This is a genomic window from Streptococcus mitis (assembly GCF_023110375.1).
Taxonomy (GTDB): Bacteria; Bacillota; Bacilli; order Lactobacillales; family Streptococcaceae; genus Streptococcus; species Streptococcus mitis_CI.
Window position 1 is genome coordinate 64,411 of sequence record NZ_JALDVV010000003.1, and the last position, 18,066, is coordinate 82,476.

Genomic DNA, 18,066 nt, shown 5'->3' on the forward strand with positions numbered 1-18,066 from the left:
AGTCAAAAACCCGTAACCTTTAAGAGAGTTACGGGTTTTAAACTATTAAGCCTTATCCAGTTGCCAGAGGGCTTCAATCTCTGCTAGGGTGCTAGCTTGTGAAATGGCTCCACGGAGTTTAGCTGCACCAGATGTTCCACGAAGATAGTGAGGAGCGAGGTCACGGAATTCACGAACTGCTACATTTTCTCCTTTGAGGTTAATCAAGCGTTTCAAATGTTCGTAGGCGATTTTCATCTTATCTTCAAAAGTCAAATTAGGTAGGATTTTACCTACTAGAAGATTGTATCAGTTATATCTCGAAAGAAAAAAGAATAAATTTAACTATAAAACCTGTTTTATTGAATGAAAAAATGGTAGAATAAACATCAATATCAAGTGAAATGTGGAGTGTTACAAACAATGAAGTCAAAAATGTTTCGATTTTATTTTGTTTTGTTATTTATTTTCTTTTTTTATTTTTCATTTTCAATATTTAACCGAACGTACAGTGGAATCACCGTAGATAAACATGATAATGAGTGGATAGTTAGACAAGTCCATAATCTGGGAAGCTTTGCAAATCATCAAGAGATAATAGGGTCATCAATTATACAAATAGACGGTCAGAGTCCAGATAGTAATTTCTTATTATCTCGATTTTTAATTGTTGAACCGCTTCATTCTGTGACAGTGTTAGATAGAGGAATTTCAAAGAATTTAATAATAGAATCTGGGAAATCAAGCCAAATTATCTTTCTTGTTTTATCAATCATTGCTTTTCTGATTCTACTGTTATTTTGCTTATACATAAAAGGTAGAAGTAGAGGAAAAACTGGAAAACGATATTTTTATTTTATTATTTATACTAGTCTGATGTTATTATCGATTATTCCATCAAGTATAGGAGATGTATTTGGTCGTAGTCTATTAATTTCATACTTGACTTTATTTCCATTATTCATGGATATTTTCATTAGAGTGTTAGTCCTGAAGATAAAAGGTTCAACCATTTCTAACTTTTCTCGTATTATACTGGGCTATTCACTCATCACTCAACTTTTGTTTGTTTATAATCTTATACAGCCCATTGATTTTTTGACCATCTTTTTTTCTAGGGGGGTATTTTATTTAGTATTTTTCTTTTTAGTTATCCTACTTTTAAAGATGCTTATAAATTACTCTCAGATAAGAGAAATGTTGCCAATTCATACCTTATTTTTAGCAGTTCTTGCCTTATTTCCTCTATTTTTTGGATATATTTTTCCGATTGGTAAGGAAGTTTCGTTTATTTATAGTATTCCTCTATTGTTGCTTATTTTGTTCTCTATTGTAAATAACTTGATACTAGAGCGAATGATATATGTTGCTTGGAAGTGGAACCCGTTCATATATAACTTGATATTTGCCGTTTTTTTTACTAGTCTAATTATTCTTTTTAGTCTGTTATTAAGAGAATTTTCTCCAATTTTTTTCGTTCTTTACACTTTTCTTTTTTCGCTAGCTTTGTTACCTGAAATAAGGAAAATGATGTTGATTAGCCATAAGATGGAGGGAATCTTTAGTAGTTTTCATACTTTTGTAGCTACTGAATTGGAGAGGGAAGAAATTGCAACGTTTATACATGATACTACAATTCAGAAGGTTATTTATTATAAAAAGCAGTTAGAAATTAGTGAACAAATTAATAGGATAGCTTTATTAGAGATGTTGGATGATATTGTCTTTGAATTAAGAGATTTATGTTCCAATATCTATCCTTTAATGGTGCATGAATTAGGGCTGAAAGAATCTATTACTAGCATATTAAACCAATTCATGAAGATGGAAACTGTTTCGATTATGACAACTTTTTCAATAGATGAAGAAAAAGTTAATGATAAAGTAGGCACGTTTGTATTAAGGACAGTTAAAGAATTAGTAAATAATAGTATTCTTCATGGGAATGCTAGAGAAATTACTGTAGATTTATCTACAAAAGAAAAGATTTTATCAATTGTAGTTATAGATGATGGTATTTTTAAGGGAAACTATCAGTCTAATGAACATCATTTTGGTTTAAATAGAATTGTAGAGAAGGTTCATTTATTGGGGGGAACTGTTCAGATAAATATAGAACCTACAAGTGTGAAGATACGAATACCTATAGAAGGGAAGAAAAATGATTCGTTTGGTTTTGATTGATGATCACAGTTTAGTATTACAAGGATTGGAGAACTATTTTTTAAAGGAAGATGATTTTAAAATCGTTGGTTCCTATACAGAAGTAGCAGATTTACTTCTTTGTCTCAAGCATGAAAAGGTAGATGTGCTAGTTATGGATTTTATGCTGAAAGGAGTAACGGCATTTGATGTTATTAGTCAAATAAATAGATTTCTGAATACAGTTCCCAAGATAGTTCTTTTGTCAGGGTTTTATGACACTTTGTTACATAAGAGAGCGATGGACTTTGGGATTCAAGCTTTTTTACCCAAAGAAAGTTCTTATTTGGATGTTAAAAGTGCAATTTATGCTGTTTATAAGGGCAATCATATTATCCCAGATGGTTTGATAGAAAAGCAAGAAAATAATCTATTGACAGATACGGAGTTAAGTGTATTGGAACTTATTGTAAAAGAATATTCTAATGAAAAGATAGCAAATAGTTTATTTGTCAGCAGGAGAACGGTGGATACCCATGTTTCCAATATTTGTTCAAAGTTGGGAGTGACGAGTAGAGTTGGAGCTGTACGTGAGGCTATTCGATTAAATCTAGTATCTTTATAATTTATCCTAAAAAGGCAAGAAGGTTTTCGTAAATTACGGATTCTTTCTTGTCTTTTTTTGTTTAATATAGAGTCAGTTTAACAGATTGGAGAAGGATATGCTAACAGTAGATTATTTACTTGGAGATAATAGAAATCGCTATTTTGGTAGAGGACATAAGAGAACGACTTATTTAGTTAAGTTGAAAAATATTTTAGAAGGAGTTGGTTCTCTTCATCAAGAAGGTTTGTGGTCTAGTAAACAATCTGAAATTATACAGCAGCACCTGAGTACATTAGATGGAATAGTATTAGCTCATTTATTTGGAAGTGAAATACTGAAAAGAATGGGAGTGAGCTTAAATCAGTATAGGTTAAGCCATTTTGAGATAAAGTCAGAGATAAAAGCTATAGAAGAATTGGTAAATTTAAAATTAGAATTACAAAATTTCAAAATGACGAATCAAGTAATTGAATTTGATTGCTTGGTAATGGATATGAAAGTTTGTTTAGGATATCAATTATTAGAATGTATGGAAAATGTAGCTGCTATAGGAGAACAAGGTAGAGATTTTTTATCAACTCATTTGAGAGATAGACAACATGATATATACGATGTTGAGTTTTCAGATAGTAGTATATCTTGTAAGGCAGAGCAAGTATTGATCAAAGATATTGAATATAGTGGTGTAGGTAGTCTAGAAAAGAATTATTATAGTTTGTTAGAACTTCTGATTATTTTTTCTCAAATGGCAGAGATGTTAGCCTACCATATAGAAGAGATATCGCGGGAGGAGAGCAATACCATGTGGATGAAGCAAGTGAGTGCAGACTTGAATTCACCAATTTTGAACGGAGTAGTAGAGCTTAGTGGTAGTGTTTCAAAAAATAGATTATTAAAAATTAGAGAAGAGCATTGGAAAGTCTACGAAATGTCCGGATATGATATAGATCATAAGGTAGTCTTTAAAAGTAAAATAGCTCAAAAATTACCTGATGGAGGGGGACAGTGATGGGAAATAGAGAATTAAGGTTAGTCATATCAGGAACTTATTCTACAGGTAAGACAACAACTGCGACAGCTCTTTCGATTGCAACGGGCCTTCCCTTAATTGACGCTTTATCTGCGAGGGAAATTTTGACAGATTTATATCCTGGCAGAAGATTTCAGGATATGTCATCAACTGAATTAATGGCACTGGGGCTAAAGCGTTTTGAAGAGAGAATTCGTACGGAAGGAATTTTATACAAGGAACATGGAAGTTTTCTATCAGATGGTTCAGTATTGAATGAATGGATTTACGGGACTGTTCGAATGAGGGTAGGAATTAACCCAGGATCAGCATTCATTCATCGATTGATGAAATCTATTTTAGGTATTCCAGGTCGACGATTTTTCAAAAAATATTTGACTGCCTATGGGGTTGTCTCTAAGAATCATGCGAAATTGTGGTATACAGATGTTGTCCATCTACCAGTAGAGTTTGCAATGGATCCAGATGGGCATAGACCAGTATCTGAAGAGTATCGAAATTTATCAGATGAGGAATTATATGAAGCTTATAGGAATTTGGGTCTAACACCTTATTGTGTAAAAGGTAGTCAGAAAGAACGGTTAAATCAGATCATTCAACATTATAAGTTGCCAATAGTTGTTCCAGTAGATGAGGCTATTTCCTTAGCTGAAAAGGTTATACGAGAAAACAGGGAAGCAGTATCTAAACGTATCATAGAGCAGTATGAAGAGCCTACATTAAAGGAAAAAATAAAATTTATGACAAGATATTAGGAGTATATATGATTCAGTTTCAAAATATTAGTAAGATTTATAAGGTGGGGGAGCAAGAAGTTCGTGCTTTAGATCAAGTTAGTTTTTCCATTGAGAAAGGGAAATTTACAGTTATTTTAGGTCCATCAGGTTCAGGGAAAAGTACGTTACTAAATTTACTTGGTGGGATGGATCGTGCGACATCGGGAACCTTTATATTTGATGAGGAACTAGTAACAAAATTTACAGACAAGGAATTATCTGCTTATCGAAAAGATAAAATTGGTTTTGTTTTTCAATTTTATAACTTAGTTCCAAGTTTAACAGCCAAGGAGAATGTAGGTATTGCAGCAAATTTAGTGAAAAACAATAAAGAAATTGATATGTATTTAGATCAAGTTGGTTTACTTCATAGAAAAAATAATTTTCCTAATCAGCTTTCTGGAGGTGAAATGCAACGTGTATCAATTGCAAGGGCATTGGCTAAAGAGCCTAGTCTATTATTGTGTGATGAACCTACAGGAGCGTTAGATTCAAAGACAGGCGATAGTATTTTAACTTTATTGAAGGAAGTTTCTAGAAATGGGAATGCTGCAGTTGTAATGGTTACACACAATAGGGAGTTTGCTAAATTTGCAGATCGAGTTATATATTTGAAAGATGGAAGTATTGAAAAAATAGAGAATAATGAAGAGGTGTTGGGATGAGGTATCTTCATATAAAATTATTAAGAGATCTCCGGCAAAATTGGCAACAATTTTTCTCTGTTTTTCTGATGTCTCTATTAAGTGTATTAATCTTTGTAGGTCTACAAGGAGCTTGGCATGGACTTGAAAAGAGTCTACAGAGTTATTTGAAACAATCTGAACTTCCTGTTGTTTGGGTTCAAGCGAGACAAATTGATGAATCAAAAATTAAGCAGGTTGAACTATTATCTTCTGTTGAAAAAGTTATCAGTAAAAAGAAAGGATTTGCTAATATTGTTCGTTTAGACAAGACTGATGGACGAATCAATCTTGAAACGATTACAGATAATCAACTGGTTACAGTAACAGAAGGAAGTCCTTTTTCTGAAGGAAAACAAGATTCGATTTGGATTGATGGGAATTATGCTAAGAAGAATCAATTACAGATTGGAGATTCAATTTCTATTTCATCAAGGGGGAAACAGATAGATTTAGAAATTGTAGGATTTGTTCAGGCAACAGATAAGATTTATTTTACAGGTAGCATGGAATATATAGCTCCAAATCCTGACAATGATGCCTATGGTTATATTGCAGATAATGAAATTGCAAAAGGAATTCTGGGTTTATCGTCAGATAATGCCTTAGAAATTTATGGCTCTAAGATAGATTTGCGAGGAGATTTAGAGTCTATTTTTGGGGGCGATTTAATTTCTTATCAAGATCAAAAAAGTTTAACTGAAATATCAGAAGCTACCGATCGAGTTGGGCAAATTAGAAACTTATCTTACTTATTTTCTTTTATCTTTATTTTGTTAGCTATTTTGGCTATGTTTACAACCATTCAGCGTTTGATTGATGGCCAAACAAAAGAGATTGCTGTATTAAAGGCTTTAGGTTTTTCAAATCAGGCTATCAGTTTACATTATATTTTATTTGGCTTAGTAGTAAGTTTATTAGGAAGTTTTGCAGGCTTTGCTATTTCTCCCTTGATGTCATGGTTTGTACTAGAAACTCAAAAGTCAATGTTTACACTTCCAAATTGGCAAATCTCTTATTCATCTTCATCAATAGTCGTTGGTATTGTAGTCATTATTATTTGTGTTTTAGCTGCCTATTTAGCTTCTAGAGAGTCAGCTAGAGGCTTACCAGCAATATTTTTAAGAGGTAAAGAAAAAGTTGCTAAATCTGTCTTTGTAGAAAGATTTTCCTCTATCTGGCAACGAATTTCTTATCCTTCAAGATGGGCAATTCGGGATGCCTCGTTTAATCGTATTCGAGTTTTGATGGGAATCGTGGGAGTTGCAGGAAGTATGATGTTACTGATTGCTGGAATTGGTATGCCTGTGTCCATGAATCATCTTGTTGATAAGGCATATAATGAAGATTTTTCTTATTCAAAACGACTGACCGTAGCGGATTATACCACTTCTAAGTCCAGATATGGTGGGCAAGGCGTACAAATCTCACAAGCACATTTTAATCCAGATGATAGCTACAATCGTTTATTGATTATATTTGATGATGGAGATATGATCCAAGCAAAAACAGAGAGTGCTGATTCTTTGAAAGATGATGGTTTGTATGTAACTAGATCATTTGCCCATTTAGCAGGTATTAAAGTCGGAGATTTTTTAAATGTGACTCCCTATCAAGATGGTCATACTTACAAGTTTGAAGTAAAAGGGATTGTCACAAGTGAAACCAATCAAGGGGCTTATCTTCATGCTAGAGTCTTTGAAAAATCAGGGGGAGATTTTACTCCACATACTTTATTAGTTGGGCCGGAGGTGGACGAAGATACTATTAAGCAAGACAAAGGTGTTCTATCTGTCATTGAAAAAGGGAGCCAAGAAAAAAATGCCTATGATTTTGTATCTAGTTTGATGAGTGTATTTCTAATGATTATTGGCTTTGCCTTATTACTTGTTATTATTGTTCTCTATAATCTGGGCTCTTTAAACTTTGTAGAGAGAATGAGAGACTATGCTACATTACAAGTATTAGGATTTTCTAATCAATATCTACAGATGGTAACTCTTTTTGAGACTATACTAACTACCTTTATTGGTTGGCTAGTAGGAATTCCTTTAGGCATATGGTTTTTGAAAGAATATGTAGCAACATTTTCGACGATTCGAATTGAGTATACCGCTTATATCAGTATGTATGTCCTTGCTTCTGCTACGTTATTGGTTTGGTTTACATCTTTAGGGACTGCTTATTTTATTAGTCTTCGTATGAGAAAGATTGACATGATTAGTGCTCTAAAGGGGGTAGACTAGTATAGTCAGTTCTGAGTGAATTTATAGACATTTATGAATAATTGTTAATCATCAGTTCTAATACTCAATGAAAATCAAAGAGCAAACTAGGAAGCTAGCCGTGGGCTGCTCAAAGCACTGCTTTGAGGTTGTAGATAGAACTGACGAAGTCAGTAACCTATATACGGTAAGGCGATGCTGACGTGGTTTGAAGAGATTTTCGAAGAGTATAAGGTCTAAATTTACCTATTTGTGTTTCGGTTCACTGCATTACTGCATTCAAAATCCGTCAGCTCAATAAGAGTTGACGGATTATTTTATACTTATACTTGGGTTAAAAATTCTTCTGTAGTAAGAATTTGAGCAAACTCATCTTGTAGAGAAAGGAGATTAATCTCATGGATAGTCTCAGGAGAGATGGCCTGACCGTTTTTGTTAGATAGGGTAAAACTGGCAGTGGCATCTGCTAGTAAAGTGACTTCAAAACCAAGATTTGCTGCCATTCGTGTCGTAGTAGATACACAATGAGGCAGGGTCAAACCAACAACGACTAAATGACAAATCTGATTTTTTCGTAAATATGTTTCAAGATTTGTTCCAATAAAGGCGCTATTAACCGTTTTGTGAAAGACAGGTTCTGCAGTAACTGGCTCAAATCCACTTTTAAACTCCTGATTTTGTTTGTTATGAAATTGCGACTGGGGATTGTCAGATATGTGTTGAACGTGTAAGACTGGAAGAGCGTGTTTACGAAAGTATGCCAGTACCCTCAGTGCTTGATGTTCAGCTTGAGGGTTGTTTCGTTCTCCCCAGATAAATCTATCAAATGCTTTTTGCATATCGATAATCAGTAGAGCAGTATGAACCATTTTATGCCTTATCCAATTGCAAGAGGGCTTCAATCTCTGCCAGGGTGCTAGCTTGTGAAATGGCTCCACGGAGTTTGGCAGCGCCAGATGTTCCACGGAGGTAGTGAGGAGCGAGGCCACGGAATTCACGAACTGCTACGTTTTCCCCTTTGAGGTTAATCAAGCGTTTCAAATGTTCGTAGGCGATTTTCATCTTGTCTTCAAAGGTCAAATCAGGTAGAATTTCTCCTGTTTCAAAGTAATGGTTGATTTGGTTGAAGAGGTAAGGATTTCCCATAGCAGCGCGGCCAATCATGACTGCGTCAGCACCGACTTCTTCGATGCGTTGTTTGGCTTCTTGAACTGTACGGATGTCACCGTTGGCGATAAATGGAATCTTGGTCAAAGCTTGAGCGACCTTGTGAAGGGTCTCGAGGTCTGCGTGACCTGTATACATTTGTTCACGGGTACGGCCATGCATGGCGAGGGCAGAAACACCTGCTGCTTCAGCAGCGAGGGCATTTTCTACTGCAAGAGATGGATCAGCCCAGCCGGTACGCATTTTGACGGTGAGGGGGATATCAAGGACCGATTGAACCTTGTTGATGATAGAGTAAATTTTGTCTGGATCCTTGAGCCACATAGCGCCAGCTTCGTTCTTCACGATTTTATTAACTGGGCAGCCCATGTTGATATCCACGATATCGGTTTTGGTGTTTTCTTGGATGAATTCTGCTGCGCGTGCTAGGCTGTCTTCATCACTACCAAAAAGTTGGATAGAGACTGGATTTTCGCCCTCATCGATATGAAGCATGTGTAGGGTTTTTTCGTTGTTGTATTGAATTCCCTTGTCAGAGACCATTTCCATTACAACGAGTCCAGCTCCGAGCTCTTTTGCGATGGTACGAAAGGCTGAGTTGGTTACGCCAGCCATAGGCGCTAAAACGGTACGATTGGGAATCTCAACATTGCCAATCATAAAGGGTGTATTAAGATTTGTCACGAATGAGTTCCTCCAGGTCGTTTTCATCAAAGTTGTAAGTAGTTTGGCAGAATTGACAAGTGATTTCTGCCCCGTGGTCTTCCTCTTTCATTTCCTGTAAGTCTGAGCTTGGAAGGCTAGCAAGAGCGTTCATAAAGCGTTCATGGCTACAGTCACATTGGAAACGGATTTCTTCTTCAGAAAGACGCTTGTAGGCCTCGTCACCGTAGATAGCCTTGAGGAGGGCTTCGATATGGTCGTCGCTTTCCAGAAGGGTTGAGATAGCTGGCATTTCTTGGATGCGTTTTTCAAAGCGAGCAATCTCTTCTTCCTTAGCTCCTGGCAAGACTTGAACTAGGAAACCACCTGCAACCTTGACCTTGTCTTCTTCGTCTAAAAGGACATTGAGGCCGACTGCTGAAGGGGTTTGTTGGCTTTCGGTCAGGTAAAAGGCCAGGTCTTCACCGATTTCCCCAGAGATGAGGGGAGTCATAGAGTTGTAAGGATTTCCAGTACCGTAGTCGGTGATAACGAGGAATTGACCATTGCCAACAAAAGGTCCGACTAGGACTTCACCAGTTGTAGTCTTTTTGATGTCAACACCAGGATTTTGAACATAGCCTTTGACGTTCCCCTTGGTATCTGCGACCGTGATAATGGCCCCTAGAGAGCTAGATCCCAGTACCTTAACTGTTAATTTGGTATTCCCTTTTTCATTGGCTGCGAGAATCTGGCTGGCGATAAGAGTTCGACCAAGCGCTACAGTTGAGCTAGCTTGGGTTTGGTGTTTTTCTTGAGCAGTGCGGACGGTTTCCGTGCTATCAAGGACAAAAGCACGAAAGGCTCCGCTTTCTGATATTGTTTTAATAATTTTATCCATAGCTACTATTTTAGCATAAAAATGCCCAAAGGGGGAGCCGTGTGTTTGCTGATTTTCAGGATAATGGACCAGGAAATCAGCATGAAAATAAAAAGAGAAACAGATTATTTCAGCATTTGAAAGATTTATGCTATGCTTGAAGGAGAAAATGAAAGGGGTAACAAATGTATTTAGGTGATTTGATGGAAAAAGCCGAATCTGGCCAATTTTTAGTCCTTTCCTTTCTATTACAAGATTCGCAGACAACAGTCAAGGAAGCCATGGAAGAAACAGGTTTTTCAAAGGCGACCTTAACCAAGTATATCTCTCTGATTAACGAAAATGCCTTGGAAAGAGGATTAGAGCTGACCATCCACTTGGAAGATGAAAATCTGCGCTTGTCGATTGGTGCAGCTACCAAGGGGAGAGAGATTCGGAGCTTGTTTCTAGACAATGCCATTAAGTACCAAATTTTGGTTTACCTTCTCTATCACCAACAGTTTCTAGCTCATCAGTTGGCTCAAGAATTGATGATTAGCGAGGCCACGCTTGGTCGCCACTTAGCTAGTCTAAATCAGATTTTGTCAGAGTTTGACTTATCCATCCAAAATGGCCGTTGGCGAGGTCCGGAGCATCAGATTCGCTATTTCTATTTCTGTCTTTTTCGCAAGTTGTGGTCCAGTCAGGAATGGGAAGGACATATGCAGAAGCCAGAGAGAAAGCAGGAGATTGCCAGCTTAGAAGAAATCTGCGGTGCTAGCTTGTCTTCAGGTCAGAAACTGGACTTGGTTCTCTGGGTTCACATCAGTCAACAGCGCCTTCGGGTTAACGCCTGTCAGTTTCAAGTCATAGAAGAAAAAATGCGAGGGTATTTTGACAATATTTTCTACCTTCGTTTGCTGAGAAAGGCTCCGTCCTTTTTTGCTGGGCAACATATCCCTCTAGGAACTGAGGATGGTGAGATGATGGTATTCTTTTCATTTCTCCTTTCCCATCGTATCTTGCCCCTTCATACTATGGAGTATATCCTTGGTTTTGGAGGGCAATTAGCCGATTTGCTGACGCAATTGATTCAAGAGATGAAGAAGGAGGAGCTGCTGGGGGACTACACAGAGGACCATGTCACCTATGAACTCAGCCAGCTTTGTGGTCAAGTTTATCTCTACAAGGGCTATATCTTGCAAGATCAGTACAGATACCAGACAGAGAATCGTCATCCCTATTTGCTGATGGAACATGATTTTAGAGGGACTGCAGAGAGAATTTTTCATGCTATACCTGCCTTTCAGCAGGGGACGGATTTGGATAAGAAAATTCTCTGGGAATGGCTCCAGTTGATAGAGTATATGGCAGAAAATGGTGGCCAACATATGAGGATTGGTCTGGATTTGACATCTGGTTTCCTTGTCTTTTCTAGGATGGCTGCCCTTTTGAAACGGTATTTGGAATACAATCGTTTCATTACTATTGAAGCCTATGACCCCAGTCGACATTATGATTTGCTGGTTACCAATAACCCGATTCATAAGAAGGAGCAGACACCAGTCTATTATTTAAAAAACGACTTGGATTTGGAAGATTTAGCTACGATTCGTCAGATGCTATTTGCCTAAAAAACCTGAATTTTCAGGTCTTTTTTGTGAAATTCGCACAATCTCCTCACTTTTTTTTAAAATTTTAAAAAAATTGATAGACAGGAAAGCGCTTTATTTTGTATACTAGTAAGTGTAAAGAGGAAACATCCTCAAGATCTTTATCAGGAGGACAGCACATGTCACAAGAAAAATACATTATGGCCATTGACCAGGGAACTACAAGTTCTCGTGCTATCATTTTCAACAAAAAAGGGGAAAAGGTTAGCTCGAGTCAAAAAGAGTTTACCCAGATTTTCCCTCAGGCAGGTTGGGTAGAGCACAATGCCAATGAAATTTGGAACTCCGTCCAGTCAGTTATTGCGGGTGCTTTCATCGAAAGTGGTGTCAAGCCAAATCAAATTGAAGCAATCGGGATCACCAACCAGCGTGAAACAACTGTTGTCTGGGATAAGAAAACAGGGCTCCCTATCTACAACGCTATCGTTTGGCAATCACGTCAGACAGCACCTTTGGCTGAGCAACTAAAAAGCCAAGGTTATGTGGAAAAATTCCATGAAAAGACTGGTTTGATCATCGATGCTTACTTCTCTGCGACCAAGGTTCGTTGGATTTTGGATCATGTAGAAGGCGCTCAAGAGCGAGCAGAAAAAGGGGAATTGCTCTTTGGTACTATCGATACTTGGTTGGTTTGGAAATTGACTGACGGTGCGGCTCACGTGACTGACTACTCAAACGCAGCTCGTACCATGCTTTATAACATTAAAGAACTCAAATGGGATGATGAGATTTTAGAAATCCTTAACATTCCTAAAGCAATGTTGCCTGAAGTTCGTTCTAACTCTGAAATCTACGGTAAGACAGCTCCATTCCATTTCTACGGTGGAGAAGTGCCAATCTCAGGTATGGCTGGGGACCAACAGGCAGCCCTCTTTGGGCAGTTGGCCTTTGAACCAGGTATGGTTAAGAATACTTATGGAACAGGTTCTTTCATCATCATGAATACTGGTGAAGAGATGCAGTTGTCTGAAAACAACCTCTTGACAACCATTGGTTACGGAATTAACGGCAAGGTTTACTATGCCTTGGAAGGTTCTATCTTCATTGCAGGAAGTGCTATTCAGTGGCTTCGTGACGGTCTTCGAATGGTTGAAAATTCACCAGAATCTGAAAAATACGCTCGTGATTCTCACAACAATGATGAAGTTTATGTCGTTCCAGCCTTTACAGGTCTAGGTGCTCCATACTGGAACCAAAACGCTCGCGGTTCTGTCTTTGGCTTAACTCGTGGAACAACTAAAGAAGACTTTATCAAGGCGACTTTGCAATCTATTGCTTATCAAGTACGTGACATCATCGACACCATGCAAGTGGATGCTCAGACAGCTATCCAAGTCTTGAAAGTAGACGGTGGTGCAGCTATGAACAATTTCCTCATGCAGTTCCAAGCTGATATTTTGGGAATCGATATCGCACGCGCCAAAAACTTGGAAACAACAGCCCTAGGAGCAGCCTTCCTAGCAGGTTTGTCAGTAGGTTATTGGAAAGACTTGGATGAGTTGAAACTCTTGAATGAGACAGGAGAGCTCTTCGAGCCATCGATGAACGAATCTCGCAAGGAACAACTCTACAAGGGCTGGAAGAAGGCTGTAAAAGCAACGCAAGTCTTTGCGGAAATCGATGACTAATACTCAATGAAAATCAAAGAGCAAACTAGGAAGCTAGCCGCAGGTTGCTCAAAGCACTGCTTTGAGGTTGTAAATGAAACTGACGAAGTCAGTAACCATACATTCGGTAAGGCGACGCTGACGTGGTTTGAAGAGATTTTCGAAGAGTATAATACTGGAAGAATAAAGCGACTTAGTTAGAAAGTGTGTAAATATGGAATTTTCAAAGAAAACACGTGAATTATCAATTAAAAAAATGCAGGAACGAACCCTGGACCTCTTGATTATTGGTGGAGGAATCACTGGTGCTGGTGTAGCTTTGCAGGCGGCAGCTAGTGGTCTTGAAACTGGTTTGATCGAAATGCAGGACTTCGCAGAAGGAACATCAAGTCGTTCAACAAAATTGGTTCACGGAGGTCTGCGTTACCTCAAACAATTTGACGTGGAAGTGGTGTCAGATACGGTTTCTGAACGTGCAGTAGTTCAACAAATCGCTCCACACATTCCAAAACCAGACCCAATGCTCTTGCCAGTTTACGATGAAGATGGAGCGACCTTTAGCCTCTTCCGTCTGAAAGTAGCCATGGACTTGTACGACCTTTTGGCAGGGGTTAACAATACGCCAGCAGCCAACAAGGTCTTGAGCAAGGAAGAAGTCTTGGAACGTCAACCAAACTTGAAGAAAGAAGGCTTGGTAGGAGGCGGGGTTTACCTTGACTTCCGTAACAACGATGCGCGTCTCGTGATTGAAAACATCAAACGTGCCAATCAAGATGGTGCCCTCATTGCCAACCATGTTAAGGCAGAAGGCTTCCTCTTTGACGAAAGTGGCAAGATTACTGGTGTTGTAGCTCGTGATTTGTTGACAGACCAAGTCTTTGAAATTAAGGCTCGTCTGGTTATCAACACAACAGGTCCTTGGAGCGACAAGGTGCGCAATTTGTCTAATAAGGGAACACAATTCTCACAAATGCGTCCAACTAAGGGAGTTCACTTGGTAGTGGATTCAAGCAAAATCAAGGTTTCACAGCCAGTTTACTTTGATACAGGTTTGGGTGATGGCCGTATGGTCTTTGTTCTCCCACGTGAAAACAAGACTTACTTCGGTACAACCGATACAGACTACACAGGAGATTTAGAACATCCAAAAGTGACGCAGGAAGATGTAGATTATCTGCTTGGCATTGTCAACAACCGCTTCCCAGAAGCTAATATCACCATTGATGATATCGAAAGCAGCTGGGCAGGTCTTCGTCCATTGATCGCAGGCAATAGTGCTTCTGACTACAATGGCGGAAATAACGGAACCATTAGCGATGAGAGCTTCAATACTTTGATTGCGACTGTCGAAGCTTATCTATCGAAAGAAAAAACGCGTGAAGATGTTGAATCTGCTGTCAGCAAGCTTGAAAGCAGCACATCTGAGAAACATTTGGACCCATCCGCAGTTTCTCGTGGTTCTAGCTTGGACCGTGATGATAATGGTCTGCTGACCCTTGCTGGTGGTAAAATTACAGACTACCGTAAGATGGCTGAAGGAGCTATGGAGCGCGTGGTCGATATCCTCAAAGCAGAATTTGACCGTAGTTTTAAACTCATCAACTCTAAGACTTACCCTGTTTCAGGTGGAGAATTGAATCCAGCAAATGTGGACTCAGAAATCGAAGCCTTTGCGCAACTTGGAGTGTCACGTGGATTGGATAGCAAGGAAGCTCACTATCTAGCAAATCTTTACGGTTCAAATGCACCGAAGGTCTTTGCTCTTGCTCATAGTTTGGAACAAGCGCCAGGACTCAGTTTGGCAGACACTTTGTCACTTCACTATGCAATGCGCAATGAGTTGGCTCTGAGCCCAGTTGACTTCCTTCTTCGTCGTACCAACCACATGCTCTTTATGCGTGATAGTTTGGATAGCATCGTTGAGCCAGTTTTGGACGAAATGGGACGATTCTATGATTGGTCAGAAGAAGAAAAAGCAGGCTACCGTGCGGATGTCGAAGCAGCTCTCGCTAACAACGATTTAGCAGAATTAAAAAATTAAGAAAGAATAAAAGAGGTGGCGGGCAGAACTCCTTGTCGCCCGCCCCTTCTTTTTAATGGAGACAGAAAGATGATGAATGAATTATTTGGAGAATTTTTAGGGACTTTAATCCTGATTCTTCTAGGAAATGGTGTTGTTGCAGGTGTGGTTCTTCCTAAAACCAAGAGCAACAATGCAGGTTGGATTGTGATTACTATGGGTTGGGGAATTGCTGTAGCCGTTGCGGCTTTTGTATCTGGCACGCTCAGCCCAGCCCACCTAAATCCAGCTGTAACGTTTGCGATGGCCTTAAAAGGAACGCTCTCTTGGGCTTCCGTTTTCCCATACATCCTAGCTCAGTTCGCAGGGGCTATGCTGGGTCAGATTTTGGTTTGGTTGCAATTCAAACCGCATTATGAGGCAGAAGAAAATGCAGGCAATATCCTGGCAACCTTCAGTACTGGACCAGCTATAAAAGATACTGTATCAAACTTGATTAGTGAAATCCTTGGCACCTTTGTATTGGTATTGACAATCTTTGCTTTGGGACTTTATGACCTTCAAGCAGGAATCGGAACCTTCGCAGTGGGAACTTTGATTGTCGGTATCGTTCTATCACTAGGTGGGACAACAGGTTCTGCCTTGAACCCTGCGCGTGACCTTGGACCTCGTATCATGCATAGCATTTTGCCAATTTCAAACAAGGGAGACGGAGACTGGTCTTACGCTTGGATTCCAGTTGTGGGACCTGTTATCGGTGCAGCCTTGGCCGTGCTTGTATTCTCGCTTTTCTAATCTAGAAAACAATTATGTTGAAAAGCTTGAGATGAAAATCTCAGGCTTTTTTCATTGAGTATAACTTCTTAGAGCTAGCCTCCAACGATAATAATTCCTTCAAAAAATAGGAATAATAAAGGCAATAGTTTTTGCTTTTTTATGTGAAAAATCTCACTTTTGTTTTCTGCTATTTTATGCTAAAATATTAAAAATCAAATTTTAATTCCAAAGTTGGCAACTAAGATAGGAGAGCTATATGTCTAATTCATTTATCAAATTGTTAGTCTCTCAATTGTTTGCAAATTTAGCAGATATTTTCTTTAGAGTAACAATCATTGCGAACATATACATTATTTCAAAATCAGTAATTGCCACATCACTAGTTCCTATTTTAATAGGGATATCCTCTTTTGTTGCTAGTCTTTTAGTTCCTTTAGTTACTAAAAGGTTAGCGCTAAATAGGGTTTTATCTTTATCCCAATTTGGAAAGACTATATTATTATCGATACTGGTAGGGATGTTTATACTAATGCAATCAGTAGCGCCTTTGGTGACCTATCTATTTGTTGTTGCAATTTCCATATTAGATGGTTTTGCAGCACCTGTTTCCTATGCTATTGTGCCACGCTATGCGACCGATTTGGGCAAGGCTAATTCAGCCTTATCAATGAGTGGTGAAGCTGTTCAATTGGTGGGTTGGGGATTAGGTGGACTCTTGTTTGCAACAATTGGTCTCTTACCTACCACGTTTATCATTTTAATCTTGTATATCATTTCTAGCTTTCTGATGTTATTTCTTCCTAAGGCTGAAGTGGAGGTGTTAGAGTCAGAAACTAATCTTGAAATTTTGCTCAAAGGTTGGAAGTTAGTTGCTAGAGATCCTAGATTAAGACTTTTTGTATCAGCAAATTTATTTGAAATTTTCTCAAATACGATTTGGGTTTCGTCTATCATACTTGTCTTTGTAACTGAGTTATTAAATGAAACGGAAAGTTACTGGGGATATTCTAATACAGCATACTCTATCGGGATTATAATTAGTGGCTTAATTGCTTTTCGGCTATCTGAAAAGTTTCTCGCTGCTAAATGGGAAAGTATTCTTTTTTCTCTTATAGCCATAGCAATAGTGACACTGACTATTCTATATTTTCCAAATGCACAGATGTTTTTAGTATTTTCAGCTTTAGTTGGTATGTTATCGCAGCTAAAAGAAGTTCCTGAAAGTGTATTTCTTCAGGAAACAGTAGAGGAAAATAACTTGGTTAATGTCTATTCCGTTCTGGAAGTGATTTCGACACTAGCATTTTCAGTATTTGTTTTGCTAATGAGCTATATTACTGAGAGTTTTGGTATTAGCATCAGTTTTTGGCTATCAGCCATTTGTCTGATGATAGAAGCTATTTTAATTTATATCAGACGAGATTATTTTAAATGAGAGACTAGTTAAAAAGTCTTTAAAAATCAGCAAATCGCATAGTATCAGGTGTTGAAAAAACTTGATATCGTGCGTTTTATTATGGGAAGATTTCCTTCATTTTCTCCTGAAATTGAGTTTTTGCCCAGCCTCACTCTATTTAAAATATACATAGAAAAAGCGCATAATCCTTAAAATAAGCTGAAATCTAGTGAAAATGTACGGTAAACAATTGAAAAACTAGCCTATAAAGTGGTACAATGGTAGAAAAATACTATAGTAAGAGTCTATCTTATTTAGCAAAAATTACAGAAATGAATGGTTTTTCTTGATGAAACAGAGAAAAGAATTGTACCTCTTTCTTGGTCGGACAGCCTTGTATTTTCTTATCTTTCTGGGGCTGCTTTACTTCTTTAGCTATCTTGGTCAGGGTCAAGGAAGCTTTATCTATAATGAATTTTAACT

Annotated in this window: 15 protein-coding genes and 1 pseudogene; 12 read left to right on the forward strand and 4 right to left on the reverse strand. The window is 38.2% G+C overall.

The features are described from left to right. Positions 1-45: 45 nt before the first annotated feature. Positions 46-273: pseudogene (locus tag M1G12_RS03630) on the reverse strand (tRNA dihydrouridine synthase DusB); the annotation flags it as partial. Between the two features lie 129 nt (positions 274-402). On the opposite strand from M1G12_RS03630, the gene M1G12_RS03635 reads away from it, so the two are divergent. The 6 genes from M1G12_RS03635 (at position 403) to M1G12_RS03660 (ending at position 7,463) form a co-directional block, all read left to right on the forward strand. Then, the gene (locus M1G12_RS03635; protein WP_024057550.1) at positions 403-2,163 is read left to right on the forward strand and encodes a sensor histidine kinase; all 1,761 of its coding nucleotides are present in this window, start codon (positions 403-405) and stop codon (positions 2,161-2,163) included. Then, positions 2,141-2,746 (forward strand): response regulator transcription factor, encoded by a 606-nt coding sequence (locus M1G12_RS03640; RefSeq protein WP_024057549.1) that lies wholly within the window; start codon positions 2,141-2,143, stop codon positions 2,744-2,746. Before M1G12_RS03635 ends, M1G12_RS03640 begins: the two co-directional genes overlap by 23 nt. Positions 2,747-2,843: 97 nt before the next feature. Beyond that, positions 2,844-3,737: an AvrD family protein gene (locus M1G12_RS03645; RefSeq protein ID WP_237447139.1), complete on the forward strand. Its 894-nt coding sequence runs from the start codon at positions 2,844-2,846 to the stop codon at positions 3,735-3,737. Beyond that, positions 3,737-4,513 carry an AAA family ATPase gene (locus M1G12_RS03650; RefSeq protein ID WP_024057547.1) on the forward strand — a complete coding sequence of 259 codons (777 nt, stop codon included), beginning with the start codon at positions 3,737-3,739 and terminating at the stop codon, positions 4,511-4,513. Before M1G12_RS03645 ends, M1G12_RS03650 begins: the two co-directional genes overlap by 1 nt. Positions 4,514-4,521: 8 nt before the next feature. Continuing rightward, positions 4,522-5,199, forward strand: a complete 678-nt coding sequence (locus M1G12_RS03655) for an ABC transporter ATP-binding protein (RefSeq protein ID WP_000614115.1) — start codon at positions 4,522-4,524, stop codon at positions 5,197-5,199. Continuing rightward, the gene (locus M1G12_RS03660) at positions 5,196-7,463 is read left to right on the forward strand and encodes an ABC transporter permease (protein ID WP_024057546.1); all 2,268 of its coding nucleotides are present in this window, start codon (positions 5,196-5,198) and stop codon (positions 7,461-7,463) included. Before M1G12_RS03655 ends, M1G12_RS03660 begins: the two co-directional genes overlap by 4 nt. Before the next feature lie 302 nt (positions 7,464-7,765). On the opposite strand, the gene M1G12_RS03665 is transcribed toward M1G12_RS03660, so the two are convergent. The 3 genes from M1G12_RS03665 to hslO are packed head-to-tail and all read right to left on the reverse strand — an operon-like array spanning position 7,766 to position 10,152. Further along, entirely contained in the window at positions 7,766-8,311 is a 546-nt protein-coding gene (locus M1G12_RS03665) for a cysteine hydrolase family protein (protein ID WP_247949408.1), read from the reverse strand. Position 8,312: 1 nt separating this feature from the next. Continuing rightward, positions 8,313-9,293 (reverse strand): tRNA dihydrouridine synthase DusB, encoded by a 981-nt coding sequence (gene dusB, locus M1G12_RS03670; protein WP_000183308.1) that lies wholly within the window; start codon positions 9,291-9,293, stop codon positions 8,313-8,315. After that, positions 9,280-10,152 carry an Hsp33 family molecular chaperone HslO gene (gene hslO / locus M1G12_RS03675; RefSeq protein WP_247949409.1) on the reverse strand — a complete coding sequence of 291 codons (873 nt, stop codon included), beginning with the start codon at positions 10,150-10,152 and terminating at the stop codon, positions 9,280-9,282. Before hslO ends, dusB begins: the two co-directional genes overlap by 14 nt. Before the next feature lie 164 nt (positions 10,153-10,316). Here hslO and M1G12_RS03680 point away from each other — a divergent pair, with 164 nt between their 5' ends. From M1G12_RS03680 to M1G12_RS03705, 6 genes are all read left to right on the forward strand, one after another. Continuing rightward, entirely contained in the window at positions 10,317-11,744 is a 1,428-nt protein-coding gene (locus tag M1G12_RS03680) for an AcpB/EbpR/MafR family transcriptional regulator (protein WP_247949410.1), read from the forward strand. Between the two features lie 158 nt (positions 11,745-11,902). Beyond that, the gene (gene glpK, locus M1G12_RS03685) at positions 11,903-13,411 is read left to right on the forward strand and encodes a glycerol kinase GlpK (RefSeq protein WP_000076785.1); all 1,509 of its coding nucleotides are present in this window, start codon (positions 11,903-11,905) and stop codon (positions 13,409-13,411) included. A 193-nt stretch (positions 13,412-13,604) separates the two neighbouring features. Continuing rightward, positions 13,605-15,431 (forward strand): type 1 glycerol-3-phosphate oxidase, encoded by a 1,827-nt coding sequence (gene glpO, locus M1G12_RS03690; protein ID WP_247949411.1) that lies wholly within the window; start codon positions 13,605-13,607, stop codon positions 15,429-15,431. Between the two features lie 69 nt (positions 15,432-15,500). After that, positions 15,501-16,205 (forward strand): MIP/aquaporin family protein, encoded by a 705-nt coding sequence (locus M1G12_RS03695; RefSeq protein ID WP_247949412.1) that lies wholly within the window; start codon positions 15,501-15,503, stop codon positions 16,203-16,205. A gap of 238 nt (positions 16,206-16,443) precedes the next feature. Continuing rightward, complete coding sequence (locus M1G12_RS03700) at positions 16,444-17,622, forward strand: ryptide export MFS transporter (protein WP_237447146.1); 1,179 nt, start codon at positions 16,444-16,446, stop codon at positions 17,620-17,622. Positions 17,623-17,932: 310 nt separating this feature from the next. Then, a complete protein-coding gene (locus tag M1G12_RS03705; RefSeq protein WP_000813667.1) occupies positions 17,933-18,064 on the forward strand; it encodes a teichoic acid D-Ala incorporation-associated protein DltX in 132 nt (43 codons plus the stop codon). Positions 18,065-18,066 lie beyond the last annotated feature (2 nt).

Bases quoted from the DNA above. Each gene is read 5' to 3' on its own strand.
- M1G12_RS03635 (WP_024057550.1), top strand. From the start codon at position 403: ATGAAGTCAAAAATGTTTCGATTTTATTTTGTTTTGTTATTTATTTTC.
- M1G12_RS03640 (WP_024057549.1), top strand. From the start codon at position 2,141: ATGATTCGTTTGGTTTTGATTGATGATCACAGTTTAGTATTACAAGGA.
- M1G12_RS03645 (WP_237447139.1), top strand. From the start codon at position 2,844: ATGCTAACAGTAGATTATTTACTTGGAGATAATAGAAATCGCTATTTT.
- M1G12_RS03650 (WP_024057547.1), top strand. From the start codon at position 3,737: ATGGGAAATAGAGAATTAAGGTTAGTCATATCAGGAACTTATTCTACA.
- M1G12_RS03655 (WP_000614115.1), top strand. From the start codon at position 4,522: ATGATTCAGTTTCAAAATATTAGTAAGATTTATAAGGTGGGGGAGCAA.
- M1G12_RS03660 (WP_024057546.1), top strand. From the start codon at position 5,196: ATGAGGTATCTTCATATAAAATTATTAAGAGATCTCCGGCAAAATTGG.
- M1G12_RS03665 (WP_247949408.1), bottom strand. From the start codon at position 8,311: ATGGTTCATACTGCTCTACTGATTATCGATATGCAAAAAGCATTTGAT.
- hslO (WP_247949409.1), bottom strand. From the start codon at position 10,152: ATGGATAAAATTATTAAAACAATATCAGAAAGCGGAGCCTTTCGTGCT.
- M1G12_RS03680 (WP_247949410.1), top strand. From the start codon at position 10,317: ATGTATTTAGGTGATTTGATGGAAAAAGCCGAATCTGGCCAATTTTTA.
- glpK (WP_000076785.1), top strand. From the start codon at position 11,903: ATGTCACAAGAAAAATACATTATGGCCATTGACCAGGGAACTACAAGT.
- glpO (WP_247949411.1), top strand. From the start codon at position 13,605: ATGGAATTTTCAAAGAAAACACGTGAATTATCAATTAAAAAAATGCAG.
- M1G12_RS03695 (WP_247949412.1), top strand. From the start codon at position 15,501: ATGATGAATGAATTATTTGGAGAATTTTTAGGGACTTTAATCCTGATT.
- M1G12_RS03700 (WP_237447146.1), top strand. From the start codon at position 16,444: ATGTCTAATTCATTTATCAAATTGTTAGTCTCTCAATTGTTTGCAAAT.
- M1G12_RS03705 (WP_000813667.1), top strand. From the start codon at position 17,933: ATGAAACAGAGAAAAGAATTGTACCTCTTTCTTGGTCGGACAGCCTTG.